Below are 15,744 nucleotides of genomic sequence, written 5' to 3' on the forward strand. Positions count from 1 at the left end.
CTACAGCAAGCAAATAAAAACACCGCGTTTAATTTAAACGCGGTGTTTTTATTTGTAGGTGAGGTTTTATACCTCGCTTTTTTATAAAGTTAAATTACACGAGCGCGAAATAAATTCGCACCTACAAATATTACACCTACGCCTACAGGCTAAGCATTACGCTCTTTGCACATCAAACGCTATTACGTCTTTAATTTTTTCTTTATTTGTTGCGAGCATTACCAACCTATCAATCCCTAAAGCAACCCCTGCGCACTGTGGTAATCCATGCTCCAGCGCTTTAATTAAACGCGTATCCATTGGCACTTGCTTTAAACCGTTTTCAGCGCGATATGCGTTATCTTCATTAAAACGTTTAGCTTGCTCGCTGGCATTTGTGAGTTCGTTAAAGCCATTCGCCAATTCCATATTTTTATAATAAAGCTCAAAGCGCCCTGCTACGCGTGTATCGTGTTCACAAATTTGTGCAAGTGCCGCTTGAGAAGCTGGAAAGTGATACACAAAACATGGCTTATCTTGTCCTATTGTGGGCTCCACTTTCATACAAAATAATAATTGCAGTAAAGTATCTTTATGCGTTTCATTTTGGGCTATATCAGCAAACCCATGCTCACACGCTAGTTGCTTTAATTGCTCTATGTTCGCTGTTAGCGGATCGATCCCAAGTGCTTGTTCAAACGCTTGCTGATAAGTAAGCCTTGTTGCCGGCTCGACATCTAAAACAAGCCGCATTAGTTCATCCATTTCATCCATAAGTGCAAATTCATCAAAGCCTGGGCGATACCATTCAAGCATTGTAAATTCGGGATTGTGATGACTACCTGCTTCTTCATTTCTAAATGCTTTACAAAGCTGAAAAATAGCGCCTGAGCCTGCTGCTAACAAGCGTTTCATAGCAAACTCTGGAGATGTTTGTAAAAAAAGAGGAAGCCCACCTGCGTGCCCTGGACCTACAAATGTGGTGTTAAAACTGGCCAAATGCACATCGGTTACACTGGCACTGCTTAAGCTAGGAGTTTCTACTTCCATTACATTACGCGTATAAAAAAACTCACGAATGTTACGTAATATTGCTGCACGTTGTTTTAGTGTTTCAATGCTTGCGCTTGGGGCCCAAAGATCTGCTGACATATTTTCTCCAAAAAAAATCCCAGCTTAAGCTGGGATTTTATAAACAATGTTAAAGCTTACTTAACACGGCTTACGTATTCACCGTTACGAGTGTCTACTTTAATTACTTCGCCAATTTGTACAAATAATGGAACTCGTACTACAGCGCCTGTGCTAAGCGTTGCTGGTTTACCACCAGTACCCGCTGTATCACCCTTAAGGCCAGGATCTGTTTCAGTGATCTCAAGCTCAACAAAGTTAGGTGGTGTAACAGCAATAGGGCTGCCGTTCCATAATGTGATTGTACATACATCATTTTCAACTAACCATTTAACTGCATCGCCTAGTGCTTTTTCGTCAGCAGCAATTTGCTCAAATGTTTCGTTGTTCATGAAATGCCAAAATTCGCCGTCTGTGTATAGATACGCTAAATCTGTATCCATTACATCAGCACCTTCAACTGATTCACCCGATTTAAAGGTTTTTTCAAGCACCTTACCAGAGATAAGTTTACGGATACGAACACGGTTGAACGCCTGGCCTTTACCAGGTTTTACCATTTCATTTTCTAAGATACTGCAAGGCTCGCCGTCCATCATAATTTTTAGGCCGCCCTTGAACTCGTTGGTGCTATAATTCGCCATCGTTTCCTCTATTTATATTTTTTCGAGTAATCTACATGCCAATGATACAAAGAAATGAAGCAAATTTGCATAAAAACTGGCAAAAAGAATTAGCAAATGTAGTTACCTGCCCAAAAACCTTGCTTGAAATGGTCGGTTTATCGAGCCAAGTCCATGAAAACGACCTAAAAGCCCGCAGTTTATTTCCGGTACGCGTGCCTATCCCTTTTATAAAAAAAATACGCAAAGGCGATCCAAACGATCCTCTTTTGCTACAAGTTATGCCACGCCATCAAGAATTTTTGACTAAATCGGGTTTTAATAAAGATCCCCTACTTGAGCAAGACAACGAACAACCCGGCCTTTTACATAAGTATAAATCACGTGTTTTAGTAATGTTTAAAACCGGCTGTGCAGTCAATTGTCGTTACTGCTTTAGAAGGCATTTTCCGTATCAAGAAAACCAACTTAATAAAAAAAGCCTGCTTGAAACACTAAGCTACATAAAATCTGATGCCAATATAAACGAAGTGATTTTAAGTGGTGGCGATCCGCTCATGGCCAAAGACGATGCAATAAGCTGGTTTTTGGATGAGCTTGAGCAATTACCACAAATAAAACGAATGCGAATTCATAGCCGTTTGCCAGTAGTTATACCGGCGCGAGTGACCGATGAGTTATGTGAGAGATTAGCAAAATCGCCATTAAAAATTATTTTTATTAATCACATAAACCACGCCAACGAAATAGACGCTGATTTTAAAGCAGCTATGCAAAAGCTTAAACAAGCAAACGTAACGCTTTTAAACCAAGCTGTAATTTTAAAAGATGTGAATGATACGCTCGATGCGCAAATAAATTTAAGCGAAGCGTTATTTGACGCAGACGTATTGCCGTATTATTTGTATTTGCTCGATAAAGTTGAAGGGGCGAGCCACTTTGATATTAATGAAGCGCAAGCAATTGAAATAATGGCAGAGCTATTAAAAGCTCTGCCTGGATTTTTAGTGCCTAAATTAGTAAGAGAAATCGGTGGTCAAAAAAGCAAAACACCTATCGATCTTAAGCTAATTTAAAACAGCATTTAAACGTATATATTTACGTTGTTACCCAATGATGCTGTTACCGATTTAGCCGGTGTTTGCGCACTTGACGATTGTGCAGCACCTTCAATAAGTGCAAGTGCTGCTGCGCCATCTGCGAGTTGCTGCTTTTTAGATAAAGCAGCGCTATAAAGCTCACTGCCTTGGCCTGAGCCAGAAACAGCGGGTAAACTTGTGCCTGATATATTCATATAACAAACCTGACTTTTAAATGTAATCCAAGTATTATGTCGGCAATGCAGTGCAAAGCTTTAGGAAAACCATGGATTCTATTATTGAACAACTCAATGCCAACTTAAAAATTGTTTACCGTCAGGCACTTGATGCTGACAAAAAACTCGACGAGCTTCAACAGCAAGGTCACGGTAAGTTTAAAGCCTTATTTACTGCCGATTCTGGCTTTAGCTTTGAAGCTAAACGTTTTAAGCCTTACGTACTTGACGTAGCCGCTGATGTTGAAAGCTTATCTAACGATGGTTTTGAAGAAGAAAAACTGAAAACAACCGTTATTAAGTTACAACAAATACTCACGTTGTTAGCTACTTTTAAGTAAAGCTTAAAAATAAAAATGCCGCTATTTAGCGGCATTTTTATTTTCAGTTAATCTAAACTTGGTAATATTTGCTCACCAAACCACTCTGTTAGTAAGCGTTTTTCGTAATAAAATGATTCGTCGCGGCCCATTTTAATTTTATCCATAAAGCCCATATCTTTAAGCTCCACATCAGTATCTTTACTTAGCACTGTACCGTCGTTATCGGTTAACGAATAATTTAGCTTAATGCGTGGAAAATAAATTGGTTTTACTACACGAATCTCGTCCATACCACCATAACGCACATCACCTGCTAAATCTAAATCTGTAAACTCTACATTTAATTTATAGTCTTTTGGCAATTGCTCGGCTAGTTTAGCCATATGCTTTTCGAAACTTGCTGCCACACTTTTGTGATATGAGCTCTTAGCTTGGTTAGACGCTCGCACATCACGATAATCATTAAAGTCATTCCATTTAACAACAGACTCACCAGCATGGGCAAGCGCAGGTAATGCGATACACATTGTTGTTGCTATTTTTTTAACTAAATTCATATCTTTCTCCAAAGAGGTAAACCAATCACAAAAATGTGGATTGGAGTAAACCTAGTATTAGCTATTACTAAAGCTATTTTAGCACTTGTTTATTAACTATAACTTAATCTTACCAATCAAGTGTTACTTGTTTTGCACAAAATGTAATCAAAAGCATTTAATGTGCTGATATCAAAAAAATACGATTAAAATCATATAAATTACAGATAAAACATGTAAATCACCTCTATTTATGGTGAAATTAACTTAATTGATAAAAGGTACCCACGGAGCTTTCATGACTATTTTAGTAACCGGTGGCGCAGGCTATATTGGCTCGCACACTGTTTTAGAACTTTTACAGCAAGGTAACGATGTTGTTGTTATTGATAACTTAAGTAACTCATCACAAGAATCACTTGCGCGCGTAAAAAATATAACAGGTAAAGAAGCCACTTTTTACCAAGGCGATATTCTCGATAAACCCTTTTTAGATTCTGTATTTGCAAAACACACGGTTGATAGTGTTATACATTTTGCGGGTTTAAAATCAGTAGGCGAGTCGGTTGCAAAGCCAGTTGAGTACTATCAAAACAACGTTCAAGGTACGCTTACTCTTGTTGATGCGATGCGCGATGCGGGTGTATTTAAATTGGTATTTAGCTCGTCAGCCACGGTTTACGGCGACCCTGCAAGCTTACCAATCAAAGAAGACTTTCCTGTAGGCGGCACTACTAACCCTTACGGCACATCTAAACTAATGGTTGAAATGATGCTACAAGATATCGCTAAATCAGATGAGCGCTTTGCGTTTGCTATTTTGCGTTACTTTAATCCTGTTGGTGCACATGAATCGGGCTTGATTGGCGAAGACCCTAACGGTATTCCTAATAACTTACTGCCATTTATTGCCCAAGTTGCAGTAGGTAAACTAAAGCAGCTTGCTGTATTTGGTGATGACTACGACACAGTTGATGGCACAGGCGTGCGCGACTATATACATGTTGTAGATTTAGCGATTGGTCATTTAAAAGCGCTTGATAAAATTGCCAGCAGCACGGGGGCATTAGTTTATAACCTAGGTACTGGTAATGGTTACTCTGTACTACAAATGGTTAATGCATTTATTAAAGCAAGCGATCAGGCTGTACCCTATCAGGTTTCACCTCGCCGCCCTGGTGATATTGCAGCGTGTTATGCAGCGCCAGAAAAAGCACTTAATGAACTTGGCTGGGAAGCAGTGCGCGGTATTGATGAAATGATGCAAGATACCTGGCGCTGGCAGTCAAATAACCCTAACGGTTATAAAGGTTAAGCAAAAACGGCAAGTGAGCAAATATAGAAATTACGAGCTTCGCTCGTCACAGCCAGCAAGCTGAGCGCCTTGTAATTTAACCACAGCGTTAAGTTTTGGCTGTAAGCGTAGCGCTTACCACGCGAAAAGCGCAGCTTTTAATTACTTATATTTAAATACTTATATTTAAATACTTATATTTAAATACTTATATCCAGTATTTAATAACGAGTATATTCGTTATGTCTGTGCCCACTGTCTTAGTAAGTTATGGTACACACCTGTTAATTGAATAATCTCTGGGCTATCTTCTACTTTGCTGCGCAGACTTTGAATCGACATATCTAAATCAAATAACAAACCACGTTTTTCGTCGCTGTTTACCATGCTCTGTAACCAAAAAAATGAGGCTAATCTGCGCCCACTCGTTACTGGTATTACACGATGTAAACTCGTTGAAGGGTACAACACCATACTGCCTGCTGGGAGCTTTACGCTATGTGAGCCATAAGTGTCTTCAATAACAAGTTCACCGCCCTCATAGTCTTCAGGGTCGTTAATAAATAACGTCATTGATACATCTGTACGAATTTTTACTGGCGTACCCGGCACTTGTCTAATTGCATTATCTACATGTACACCAAACGATTGCCCGCCTTGATAGCAATTAAATAATGGAGGAAAAATTTTTGCAGGAAGTGCAGCCGACATAAACAAATTACTACGCGCAAGTGCTGCCATAATAATATCGCCAAGCTCTTGGCATTCAGGACTATTTTCAGGTAGTTGTAAGTTATTTTTTGCTTTGGTTGATTGATGACCTGCTGTAATACTGCCATCGGCCCACTGCGCTTTAAGCAAAACCTCATGGCAATACGCCACTTCTTCTTTCGTTAATAGCTCTGGAACTTTAACTATCATGTGCGCCCTCTCACATTTTCATCAAATAATTAAGGGCAGGTAATAGGCCTGCCCTTATGCTTACTTTTATTTTTTAATTTGTTTTAAAATTAAAAAGAGTAGCTCGCTGTTAAACTAAACTTACGACCATCACCTGGTACAAAGTGTCCACCACCTAACTGATCAACGTAATCTTTATCACCTAGGTTTTCACCATTAAGCTGCAGGCTCAAATCTTTTGATATGTCATACGCAACCATCAGGTCAAAAATAGTATAACCTGGCGCACGAGAGCGTGTTGACGTAGTGCCGTTGTAACGCTCACCTACATACTGCGCACCTAAACCAAACGATAACTTATCCGACATATCGTACGTAGTCCAAACACTTGCGCTATTTTTAGGCGTACGCGCAAGCTCGTTACCAATTTGAGTTGCGTCGTCGCCTAATGCTTCAGTTACTTCGCTATCTTGGTAAGTGTATGAAGCAATTACAGTCCACTCTTTAGTAATTAGGCCTGTTGCTGAAAGCTCTAAACCTTGAACGCGCTGCTCACCACCGAGTATTTCGTCACTTGAGCTATCTGCAAATGGGTCATCAGTACGGGCATTGGTTTTTTCAGTACGGAAAAGTGCAGCATTAGTTTGCAGGCGGCCATCCATTAGGCTCCATTTAGTTCCTAATTCATAACTGCGGCTTTCTTCTGCGTCTAAATCAGCTGCATTTGAACGCGTAGATACCGTTAGGCTTTCAGCCGATGGATTAAATGAATTACCTGCGCCTAAATATACACTGCCATTTTCTGTAGGTTTATAAACTACAGCTGCATTCCAGCTAAATAAGTCGTCACTTGTAGAAATTAAAGCGCTTGAGTCATTGTAATCGTTGTGATAATCCGTAGTGAAGCTATCAAAGCGAATTCCACCTGTAACTTCCCATTGCTTGTTAAGCGTCACTGTATCAAATGCATAAATAGCTTGGTTTTTAGCTTTAGCTTCAATGCTTGTACCATCACGGCCGTATACACCCGTAAATGCAATTGTTGCATCAGGATTGTATAAGTCGTTACGTATTCCATCTTCAATTAGGTTATCAGGCGTAGTTGCAACAAAGTTATGGCGTGTAAACGTTTCATTTGCAAGTTCAACACCCACTACTACGTCGTGAGTAAAGCCAGCAAATTCATAGTTACCAATTAAATCAACTTGAAGTGCAGCAAGTGAATTTTCTGTATCACGTGTTTTTTCATCCGCAAAGGTAATATCAGTGTCTGTTGTAACCGAGAAATAACGCGGTGCAGTTGTTACTGACTCACGCTTAACTTTACCTAAACGACCTTGCACACGTAACGTAGTATTTTGAGAAAAATCATACTCATAACGAGCTGTTGTTGAGTAAGCTTCAATATCTTCGTAATCACGGTAAATATTACCGTAAAAGTTATCAAAGTCGACAGGAGAAGGTGAGCGTGCACTATCTGCAAGTTCAGCTACTGGCGTATCACTGTAAACCCAAGGAATACCATAATCTGGTAAATTGTCTTGGCGTTGATACTCTAGGTTTAAATCAAAACGGCTGTTTGTACCAAGCCCTGTTGCAAATGCAAACGCAACAGCATTTGTTTCGTTTTCAACATGATCGCGACCTGCAACATCACCTTTATCAGTAAGAAGATTAATACGTAGTGCGCTTGTGTCGTTTACTTGAATGTTAGTATCAAAACGACCACGGTAATCGTTTTCTGTACCTAAACGTAGAGAAACGTCGTTAAAGTTGTCTAACTTCGCTTTTTTACTTTCTAAATTAACACTACCACCTGTTGCGCCACGACCAGAAACTGCAGAGCCTGGGCCTTTTGCAACTTCAACGGCTTCAATGTTGTAAATATCACGTGTGTAACCTGCAACATCGCGAATACCATCAACAAAAATATCATTTGTTGCACTAAAACCACGAATCGACATGCTATCGCCAGTAGGTGAGCCACCCTCACCTGCTGCTAAAGAAATACCTGAAACATTACGCAAAGCATCACGTAGGCTATCTACGTTTCTGTCTTTCATTACCGCTTGGTTGATTACTGTTACCGTTTTAGCTGTATCGAGTAGCGGTTGAGTGTATTTATGCGACGTTGATTTTTCTACAACATAACTAGACTCAGTTTTAGTTTCTGCTTTGGTTACCGATAGTTCTTGAACATCCTGTGCACTTGCCCAAGTTGAAAGCGTAGCTGTAACAACCGCTGCAATTGGCTTCACGTACGCATTTCCTTTATTCGATGGCTTACTCATGGTTACTCCGTAGTTTTTATTAAGCACTTAACTATTGTTAATTTAAGGTACATATTTAATTTCGGCGAAATCCTACCACTCAAACAACGCAATGTAAACGATAACTGTTATCAATTGCATTGTTATGTGAATTACTATATTGTATACACACTCAAAAATTAACAGTAATTACGTCCTTGTAATTGCTCGTCGTAACTTTCAGGATTGTTGTTAAGTAATGCGAAGCTTAATTAAACCAATTAGCGTAGTTATCGCGCTTTGTAGCACTATGGCAGTAAAAGCCGACACTGTTAGTGAGCTAGAACAACTCGTTAATAAATGGCTACAAATAGAAAATCAAAACACAGAATTAAATACTCATTGGCTTGAACAAAAAAGCAGTATGGAGCAAACCTTAACGCTTCTTAATGCCGAGCAGCAGCAACTTAGCGAGCTTAATCAGCGTAGAAAAAAAAGCACCAGTGAGCTTGCCCAAAAACGCGAACAGCTTGTAACTCAGCAATCAGAACTTGAAAATGATCAACAGCAATTAAATGATCAACTAGCACGTATTTCTGGGCAATTACTTTCATTACAAGTGCAACTCCCCCCGCCACTTTTGAGTAGTTGGAAAAACGCTGGTGATTTAAGCGATTCAAAACTCAGTACAACTGACAAATTACAAACAGCACTAAAAATGCTGACTCTACTTAATGATTTTCAACAACGTATTTCTATTCACGAAATGGCTATTAAGCATCCTGACGGGCAAGAAGTATGGGTTAAGCAGCTTTATTTAGGTGCAGCTCAAGCATGGTTTGTAAGCGAAGACTTAAGTTACGTAGGTATTGGTTTTCCAAGTGACTTAGGTTGGCAGTGGGAGTTTGATTCAAGCATTAATGCAGAACAAGTTGCACTGGGTATTGCTGTACAGCAAAAAAAGCGCGCTGCTGATTGGGTAACACTCCCAATATTAAGTTATGTAAATAAAAACCAGCAAGGGGCTAAATAATGGCTACTAACAGCATAATTAAAGTATTTAGCGCCACAGTTTTACTTTTTAGTGCAAACATTTCTTTTGCAGCTAGCAGTGATGATGCTAAGCAAAGTATTTTAAGTGATATTAAAACAGCGCAGCGTACTCTAAGTAAAACTCAAAAGAGCATTTCAAAAGAGCAAGCGACCCTTGCAAAGCAAATTTTTACCAAGCAGCAATCGCTCAGTAAATTACGCGAACAAGCAGCCGTTAATCGCCGCCTAGCTGACGAAAACACATTAAGCCTTGATCAGTTACAAACCCGATTAGACACTTGGCAACAGCAGCAGCAATATCAATTAAACTTACTTAGCCGTTTTGTACGCCAAAACACCAGCAATAGTGCTAGCAGTAACGAGTCGGCTAATAGCCAAAACGAGTTATTAAGCCGTGTTGTATCGCTAATTAATAATCAAGAGCAGGCACTTTATCCACAGTTAAAAAAACAATCGGTTGTGCTAAGTAATGGCGAATTAAGCCAAGCTAATACCCTTCAAGTCGGGCCTGTTGCATGGTTTAGTACGCAAACACCTAAACTTATGGGTTTATTAAATTTGGATGATGAATCTAATGCATTAAAAGTAGCGTTAGTACAATCAACAAGTGACGACAACCCACTCGATAATACTTTAAAGCAAAACGGTGTAGGCTCTACATTACTTACTTTTGATCCTAGTTTAACGCACTTAGTAACTAGCCAAGCCCAACAAGAAAGTCCGCTTGAACACCTAGAAAAAGGCGGTTTATGGGCTATCCCTATTATTTTATTTGCCTGCTTTGCACTTACCATTGCGCTATTAAAAGCCGCACAGCTACTACGTTTAAGTAAAATTAAAATGCACTCTCAAATGCAATTACAGCAATTTTTTAAAGCTGAAAATAGCAGTGAATTTGCAGGCATGCAGCAGCAGTTATTTAACTTAACGCTGCAAAGCGAAAAAGGCCAAGTACGAGACGATCAATTATTTAATCAGTTAATTCATGATAAGCATAAACTCGATAACTTTATTGGCGCTATTGCCGTTACTGCAGCAGTAGCCCCACTACTGGGGTTATTAGGCACTGTTAGCGGCATGATCGAAACATTTAAAATGATGACCTTGTTTGGCTCAGGTGACCCAGAAGTTGTATCGGGCGGTATTGCACAAGCACTTATAACAACTGAATTAGGTTTAGTCGTGGCCATACCTGCATTGGTATTAAATGCACTGTTATCGCGTAAAGCAAAAGCGTACTACAGCCAACTAGAAGGCTTTGCATTACAGCTAAGCCAACTAGAAAAAGGAGATAACAATGTTTGAGAAAATCGTTAGTAACCCTATTTGCTGGTGTATTCTTTTACTCGCTTTATTTGTATACCAGCTGATTTTTCATGACTTACTGCACCTTAAACAATACCAAGCACAGCGCAAAGGTTATTGGCAAGAAGTTAGCTCTATTTTAACTGCAGCGCTTCCGCTACTTGGTTTATTAGGCACCATTGTTGGTTTGCTTGATACATTTAAAGTAATGGCGCTGGGCCATAACGAGTTAATGAGTGACGCCATTGGTGACGCATTACTAACAACTCAATTGGGCCTTGTGTGCGCTATTCCCGCGTGGTTAATGCAAGCTTACTTAGCATATTCACAGCGTAATCCTAAATTACATACGTTAAGTAAGCAGTTAGGGTAACACTATGCAATCACGATTAAAGCACAAGCTAGAGCAAGAAGCGGGGCAACATATTGATATGTCGCCGCTACTTGATGTGGTATTTATATTGCTAATATTTTTTATTGTTACAACCGTATTTGTGCGCGAAAGCGGCGTTGAGGTTGATAAACCACAAGCCGTATCGGCCAGTCGTCTTGAGCAGCAAGTTATATTTTTAGCAATAACCGACAACCAACAAGTATTTTTTGATGGCAGCCAAATTGGTGTTGCGGGTGTACGTAGTAGTGTCGAGCAAATGTTAAAACAGCAACAACGCCCTGTAGTTATTCAAGCTGATAAAACAGTACCTACTGAATTACTTGTTCAAGTAATTGACGAAGCAAAGCTGGCAGGCGCAGCGCAAGTTAACTTAGCTACGAAACAATAATATGCACACGATTAACCCGCTTCAAAAAACAAAAAACAATCGCCATCCGCTGTTTGCATTTGGCCTTAGCCTCATTGTGCTTAGTGCTGCATTACTGCTTTTATGGCTTGGACAACTTGCAGAACATCATATACAAGACAAAGTGGTTGTACGTGAGATTGCCATGGTGGCACTGCCACCTCCGCCACCTCCATCAATATCACAACAGCAAACAAATGAGCCAATGCAAAGCTTAGCGGTAGAAGGTGCAGGCGCGTCAATTCAAGCCGTAAAAATTAAGATAAAGAGTGATTTAAGTATTGTAAAACCCGATACACCCAACGTAAAAGTAAGCGCGCCACAATGGCAATCAATGAGTGTAAATTGGGATGCATTTAGCTTAAATCAACTCGATGGTCTCCCCACTTTACTTACTCCCGTCAAGGCCGTTTTACCAAAAAGCTTAACCCGCCGAGGTGTTGATGTATTTACTGTAAAACTCGATGTATTTATTGATGAAAGTGGCAAGTTAAGTTTAATTGAGGTAGTACAAAACCCATACCCTGAACTTAAACCAGCTATCGACAAAATTATTAAACAAAGCCGCTTTAGTGCACCTAAAAAAGAAGGTGAAACCGTACGCGCTCGCTTTATTTGGCCAATCGAATTTAAACCTTAAGCCTATTAAAATGAAAAATATGAATATATTTAAAACGCTAAAACCATTAACTCGCGCAGTTATCACTACTTTAATGTGCTCACTCCCTTTATTAGGTGTAAGTAGCGTGCATGCAAGCGCTGCTAGTACGCCATTGAAAAGTGCGCCACTAAAAGTAACCTTATCACCTAGCGATCCAACATGGCAGTTGGCTATAAATAATAAATTACTAGGCCCTACAGAGGTTCTTATTGAGCCGACCGAGCGCGGTTTTGCTCGCCAAGTACAACCACTATTACAAGCCGGTAATTACAGTGAAGTTGCGGCGCTATTTAAAGGCCGAGATATAAGCCAAGATAGCACTGCTTTAAACTTATTACGTGCACAAGTACTGCTTTCAACAAAAGACTTTAATAACGCTGAACTAGCTTACCTAGCGTGTTTAAAAGCTTCACCTGATTTAGTAAAAGCACACCAAGGTTTGAGCCTTTTATACATGCAACAAGCAAAGTATGACAAAGCACAAACACACCTAGTTCACAGTATTGAACTAGGCCAAGCTGACGCACAAAGTTATGCGCAACTTGCTTATATACACGTGCAGCATAGCCAACCTTGGAGCGCAGTAGCGGCGTACCGCCAGGCGCTTATGCTAGCGCCAGAAACAAGCCAATATCAACAAGGTCTATTGTTTGCGTTAATTGAATCGGGTGATTTAAGTCAGGCAAGTGCATTACTAAAAGAATTACTTAATAAAAGCCCTGATAAAGCTGAACTTTGGCTGCAACGTGCGCAAATAGCGTTACAACTTGATCAAAAAAAGCAAGCGCTAGCTGCTATTGAAGTAGCCCTAAAACTCAACCCTAAAGATGCCAGTAATCAGCTTTTAGCAGCCCAGCTGCATTTAACTGAAGGCAGCACTGAACGCGCAGTGAGTTTATTAAAGCAAGGTTTAAAACACGCCACTAAACAGCAGCAAGTTGAGGTTATTAATACCACGATGCAAACTTTAGGCTGGCTTGTATCTCAACAAAAATGGGATTTAGCTAAAGAGCTAATAGGCAGCGCAAAAAGATTAACTAAGCAGCTACCCCGTGATGAACAAGCGCAGTTTTCTGTATACAGCGCACAAATTGCTATGCAACAAGGTAATACTAAACGTGCTCTTAAAAGCTTAAATAATGCACTTAAAATAAATCCGAATTTAGGTGATGCCCTACTTAGTTTAGCAAGTATATATCGTAGTAAAGGCCAACTTACCCAAGCTAAACTTATGTATGTTCGTGCACAAGCTCTACCTGATTACCAACTATCGGCGTGGCTTGGATTATCGCAAATAGCGATTGATTCTAAAGACTACCCGAGTGCGCTAAAGCATCTTAGAAAAGCATTACAAGCCAACCCACAACGCCAGGACTTAATTACTAATATTCGCGCCCTTGAGAATATAGTGCGCCAAGAAGGGTAAGTTTAACGCCGTGGTTAAATTTACTTGTACGCACAGCTTGCTGGCGTGACGAGCAAAGCTCGTAATTTCTATGTTTTAATGTCTTCTCATTTACTCCTCTTTGTGCGATAAGATCTTAAGTGATTTATTCACAAAGAGGTTGAGAAGGCGCTGCGCTTTTCGCGTGAGCAAGCTCGTTTACCAAGCTCGTTTACAATATATATTAAAGCGTTACCAATTTTGCATTTCGACTATGCGTGATTGCGTGCGCGCATATTCAAAGCTCAACTTTTTACCTTTATACAAATGTTCAATGTCGGTTTGCGCATTTATTACCAGCAATTTATGGCAATCGTAAAACTCATCTACTAAGGCAATAAAGCGCCGTGCTTCGTCGTCAAATGTGTGCTCATCAAGCGTTTGTTTTTCGCGTTGGTAGCTATCTTCTATACCGTGAACAATAACTTTACCCGTTGCTTTAACACCCATTTGCGGCACGTTCGATACATATAACACATCAAATTGTGTTGCTAACAACATATAATCGTTAGCACTACGAGGGCCAGAGCATAACGCCATAAAATCAATCATCAAGGCATTATTGGCTCTTAATAAATAGGGTAAGTCACGCCCATGCACAGTAATTGTATTGCTACATGTTACAACCGGATACGAAGCTAAAAACTCATTTTTAAAATCGAGATTTGATAAATTTATAAAATAGTGACGACTGTTTTTACCATATCTAAAGCGGTGATCGTCCTCCCCTGCCACGTTAATTATATAGCAATGGTTATTAATTAAATCAATAGTAGGTAAAAACCGCGCTCGTTGTAGGCCGTTGTAATAAAGCTGCTCTGGCTTTGCGTTCGATGTGGCCACCAGCACAACACCTTGTTCAAACAACGCATTGAACAATCTGGCCATAATCATGGCATCGCCAATGTCGCTCACAAAAAACTCGTCAAAACACAGTATTCGAATATTTTTAGCCCACTGTTTTGCAATTAGAATAAGTGGATTTTTTTGACCTTGTAGCTGCGAAAGTTGGGCATGCACTTGTGCTATAAAATGATGAAAATGCAGCCGCTGCTTTTGCTCAATAGGTAGGTTTTTATAAAATAAATCCATTAACATGGATTTACCACGCCCTACGGATCCATATAAATAAATGCCTTTTATTAAGGGCGCTTTTTGCCACCATGATGTGTGAGCTTGAAGTTGCTCGCTTAGCGTATTTAAAGCTTCCACCGCATTTTGCTGCGCTGCATCAAAACACAGTTCTCCCGTGTCTATTTTTGCTTGGTAAAGGCTTAAAATTTGTGTGCTGTGCACTGTCATGGTATTTCACTATCGGCTATAATCGCGCCCATTGTAGCCGACTAAAAATGTGAACCAAAATGAAATTCCCTTGCCGCTTAGATAAATTTATTAGCCACTTAGCTGAAATACCGCGCACCCAAGCTCGCGCTAGTATTAAGCGAAAAGAAGTAAGCGTTAATGGCGAAGTAATCACATCACATAATTTTCAGCTAGCCCAGCAAGATGAAGTACTGCACCAAGGTACGCCTTTGGTATTTTTAGGTAAGCGCTATTACATGTTAAATAAACCTGTTGGCTATGTATGCGCTAACAGCGACGAGCTACATAAAACTGTTTTTGACTTACTTGATGAGCCAAATATGAGCGACTTTCACGTAGCAGGTCGCCTTGATATAGATACCACCGGGTTAGTTATTATTACTAATGATGGCGATTGGTCACATAAAATTACGTCGCCTAAAAGCAATAAATTTAAAACCTACCTAGTAGAAACTCAAGAACCGATTACCGATGAAGCACTTGAGCAATTACGCACAGGTGTCATGCTGCATAACGAAAAAGATTTAACCCGCCCAGCTATTGCCGAACGACTTGCTAATTACGGACTACGTTTATCAATAAGTGAAGGAAAGTATCATCAAGTTAAGCGTATGCTTTACGCGGTAGATAACAAAGTGGTTGAGTTACATCGCGAGCAGATTGCGGGGATTACCCTAGATGAAAACTTGGCCAGTGGTGAATATCGATTATTAACACCCGAAGAAATTAAGTTATAAAAGCGCTTTAAAGGAGCCTAAGGCTTGGACTATTAGTTAAAACAATATAGCCAAACTTTTACTTGAGCCTG

17 protein-coding genes are annotated in these 15,744 nt (G+C 39.9%); 10 read left to right on the top strand and 7 right to left on the bottom strand.

The window, feature by feature from the left end; genetic code table 11:
• Positions 1-156: 156 nt before the first annotated feature.
• Positions 157-1,131 carry an elongation factor P--(R)-beta-lysine ligase gene (gene epmA, locus ABX891_RS15645; RefSeq protein ID WP_354629853.1) on the bottom strand — a complete coding sequence of 325 codons (975 nt, stop codon included), beginning with the start codon at positions 1,129-1,131 and terminating at the stop codon, positions 157-159.
• A 56-nt stretch (positions 1,132-1,187) separates the two neighbouring features.
• Positions 1,188-1,754, bottom strand: a complete 567-nt coding sequence (efp, locus tag ABX891_RS15650) for an elongation factor P (RefSeq protein ID WP_077536047.1) — start codon at positions 1,752-1,754, stop codon at positions 1,188-1,190.
• A gap of 41 nt (positions 1,755-1,795) precedes the next feature.
• Between efp and epmB the strand changes: the two genes are divergently transcribed.
• Positions 1,796-2,809 carry an EF-P beta-lysylation protein EpmB gene (epmB, locus tag ABX891_RS15655; RefSeq protein WP_033013297.1) on the top strand — a complete coding sequence of 338 codons (1,014 nt, stop codon included), beginning with the start codon at positions 1,796-1,798 and terminating at the stop codon, positions 2,807-2,809.
• An 8-nt stretch (positions 2,810-2,817) separates the two neighbouring features.
• Here epmB and ABX891_RS15660 read toward each other — a convergent pair whose 3' ends face one another.
• Positions 2,818-3,027 (bottom strand): hypothetical protein, encoded by a 210-nt coding sequence (locus ABX891_RS15660; protein ID WP_002960797.1) that lies wholly within the window; start codon positions 3,025-3,027, stop codon positions 2,818-2,820.
• A 71-nt stretch (positions 3,028-3,098) separates the two neighbouring features.
• Here ABX891_RS15660 and ABX891_RS15665 point away from each other — a divergent pair, with 71 nt between their 5' ends.
• The gene (locus tag ABX891_RS15665) at positions 3,099-3,389 is read left to right on the top strand and encodes a hypothetical protein (protein WP_007585044.1); all 291 of its coding nucleotides are present in this window, start codon (positions 3,099-3,101) and stop codon (positions 3,387-3,389) included.
• A gap of 47 nt (positions 3,390-3,436) precedes the next feature.
• Here the strand turns inward: ABX891_RS15665 and ABX891_RS15670 are convergent, their stop codons facing one another.
• Positions 3,437-3,928, bottom strand: a complete 492-nt coding sequence (locus ABX891_RS15670) for a DUF3016 domain-containing protein (protein WP_024596701.1) — start codon at positions 3,926-3,928, stop codon at positions 3,437-3,439.
• Positions 3,929-4,205: 277 nt separating this feature from the next.
• On the opposite strand from ABX891_RS15670, the gene galE reads away from it, so the two are divergent.
• Entirely contained in the window at positions 4,206-5,222 is a 1,017-nt protein-coding gene (gene galE / locus ABX891_RS15675) for a UDP-glucose 4-epimerase GalE (RefSeq protein WP_002960801.1), read from the top strand.
• A 219-nt stretch (positions 5,223-5,441) separates the two neighbouring features.
• Here the strand turns inward: galE and ABX891_RS15680 are convergent, their stop codons facing one another.
• On the bottom strand, positions 5,442-6,122 hold the full coding sequence (locus ABX891_RS15680; protein WP_354629856.1) for a Fe2+-dependent dioxygenase: 681 nt from the start codon (positions 6,120-6,122) through the stop codon (positions 5,442-5,444).
• An 89-nt stretch (positions 6,123-6,211) separates the two neighbouring features.
• Positions 6,212-8,392 carry a TonB-dependent receptor gene (locus ABX891_RS15685; RefSeq protein ID WP_354629857.1) on the bottom strand — a complete coding sequence of 727 codons (2,181 nt, stop codon included), beginning with the start codon at positions 8,390-8,392 and terminating at the stop codon, positions 6,212-6,214.
• Positions 8,393-8,609: 217 nt separating this feature from the next.
• Here ABX891_RS15685 and ABX891_RS15690 point away from each other — a divergent pair, with 217 nt between their 5' ends.
• The 6 genes from ABX891_RS15690 to ABX891_RS15715 are packed head-to-tail and all read left to right on the top strand — an operon-like array spanning position 8,610 to position 13,595.
• A complete protein-coding gene (locus tag ABX891_RS15690; protein WP_024596704.1) occupies positions 8,610-9,383 on the top strand; it encodes a DUF3450 family protein in 774 nt (257 codons plus the stop codon).
• Positions 9,383-10,708, top strand: coding sequence for a MotA/TolQ/ExbB proton channel family protein (locus ABX891_RS15695; protein ID WP_024596705.1), 1,326 nt, complete (start codon positions 9,383-9,385; stop codon positions 10,706-10,708). Before ABX891_RS15690 ends, ABX891_RS15695 begins: the two co-directional genes overlap by 1 nt.
• Positions 10,701-11,081, top strand: coding sequence for a MotA/TolQ/ExbB proton channel family protein (locus ABX891_RS15700; protein ID WP_002960812.1), 381 nt, complete (start codon positions 10,701-10,703; stop codon positions 11,079-11,081). The genes ABX891_RS15695 and ABX891_RS15700 overlap by 8 nt, the downstream gene beginning before the upstream one ends.
• Before the next feature lie 4 nt (positions 11,082-11,085).
• Positions 11,086-11,490: an ExbD/TolR family protein gene (locus ABX891_RS15705; RefSeq protein WP_036981164.1), complete on the top strand. Its 405-nt coding sequence runs from the start codon at positions 11,086-11,088 to the stop codon at positions 11,488-11,490.
• A 1-nt stretch (position 11,491) separates the two neighbouring features.
• On the top strand, positions 11,492-12,148 hold the full coding sequence (locus ABX891_RS15710; protein ID WP_165743699.1) for an energy transducer TonB: 657 nt from the start codon (positions 11,492-11,494) through the stop codon (positions 12,146-12,148).
• Between the two features lie 19 nt (positions 12,149-12,167).
• Positions 12,168-13,595: a tetratricopeptide repeat protein gene (locus ABX891_RS15715; protein ID WP_165743701.1), complete on the top strand. Its 1,428-nt coding sequence runs from the start codon at positions 12,168-12,170 to the stop codon at positions 13,593-13,595.
• Between the two features lie 210 nt (positions 13,596-13,805).
• On the opposite strand, the gene zapE is transcribed toward ABX891_RS15715, so the two are convergent.
• On the bottom strand, positions 13,806-14,915 hold the full coding sequence (zapE, locus tag ABX891_RS15720) for a cell division protein ZapE (protein ID WP_165743703.1): 1,110 nt from the start codon (positions 14,913-14,915) through the stop codon (positions 13,806-13,808).
• 59 nt (positions 14,916-14,974) lie between these two features.
• Between zapE and rsuA the strand changes: the two genes are divergently transcribed.
• Positions 14,975-15,673, top strand: a complete 699-nt coding sequence (gene rsuA, locus ABX891_RS15725) for a 16S rRNA pseudouridine(516) synthase RsuA (protein WP_138488517.1) — start codon at positions 14,975-14,977, stop codon at positions 15,671-15,673.
• Positions 15,674-15,744 lie beyond the last annotated feature (71 nt).

The organism is Pseudoalteromonas sp. NCIMB 1079, assembly GCF_040567695.1.
GTDB classification, from domain to species: domain Bacteria; phylum Pseudomonadota; class Gammaproteobacteria; order Enterobacterales; family Alteromonadaceae; genus Pseudoalteromonas; species Pseudoalteromonas distincta.

Excerpts from the sequence above, each read along its gene's own strand:
- epmB (WP_033013297.1), top strand. The coding sequence starts at position 1,796 with ATGATACAAAGAAATGAAGCAAATTTGCATAAAAACTGGCAAAAAGAA.
- ABX891_RS15715 (WP_165743701.1), top strand. The coding sequence starts at position 12,168 with ATGAATATATTTAAAACGCTAAAACCATTAACTCGCGCAGTTATCACT.
- rsuA (WP_138488517.1), top strand. The coding sequence starts at position 14,975 with ATGAAATTCCCTTGCCGCTTAGATAAATTTATTAGCCACTTAGCTGAA.
- efp (WP_077536047.1), bottom strand. The coding sequence starts at position 1,754 with ATGGCGAATTATAGCACCAACGAGTTCAAGGGCGGCCTAAAAATTATG.
- epmA (WP_354629853.1), bottom strand. The coding sequence starts at position 1,131 with ATGTCAGCAGATCTTTGGGCCCCAAGCGCAAGCATTGAAACACTAAAA.
- ABX891_RS15680 (WP_354629856.1), bottom strand. The coding sequence starts at position 6,122 with ATGATAGTTAAAGTTCCAGAGCTATTAACGAAAGAAGAAGTGGCGTAT.
- ABX891_RS15665 (WP_007585044.1), top strand. The coding sequence starts at position 3,099 with ATGGATTCTATTATTGAACAACTCAATGCCAACTTAAAAATTGTTTAC.
- ABX891_RS15685 (WP_354629857.1), bottom strand. The coding sequence starts at position 8,392 with ATGAGTAAGCCATCGAATAAAGGAAATGCGTACGTGAAGCCAATTGCA.
- ABX891_RS15670 (WP_024596701.1), bottom strand. The coding sequence starts at position 3,928 with ATGAATTTAGTTAAAAAAATAGCAACAACAATGTGTATCGCATTACCT.
- ABX891_RS15710 (WP_165743699.1), top strand. The coding sequence starts at position 11,492 with ATGCACACGATTAACCCGCTTCAAAAAACAAAAAACAATCGCCATCCG.
- galE (WP_002960801.1), top strand. The coding sequence starts at position 4,206 with ATGACTATTTTAGTAACCGGTGGCGCAGGCTATATTGGCTCGCACACT.
- ABX891_RS15690 (WP_024596704.1), top strand. The coding sequence starts at position 8,610 with ATGCGAAGCTTAATTAAACCAATTAGCGTAGTTATCGCGCTTTGTAGC.
- ABX891_RS15695 (WP_024596705.1), top strand. The coding sequence starts at position 9,383 with ATGGCTACTAACAGCATAATTAAAGTATTTAGCGCCACAGTTTTACTT.
- ABX891_RS15705 (WP_036981164.1), top strand. The coding sequence starts at position 11,086 with ATGCAATCACGATTAAAGCACAAGCTAGAGCAAGAAGCGGGGCAACAT.
- ABX891_RS15700 (WP_002960812.1), top strand. The coding sequence starts at position 10,701 with ATGTTTGAGAAAATCGTTAGTAACCCTATTTGCTGGTGTATTCTTTTA.
- zapE (WP_165743703.1), bottom strand. The coding sequence starts at position 14,915 with ATGACAGTGCACAGCACACAAATTTTAAGCCTTTACCAAGCAAAAATA.
- ABX891_RS15660 (WP_002960797.1), bottom strand. The coding sequence starts at position 3,027 with ATGAATATATCAGGCACAAGTTTACCCGCTGTTTCTGGCTCAGGCCAA.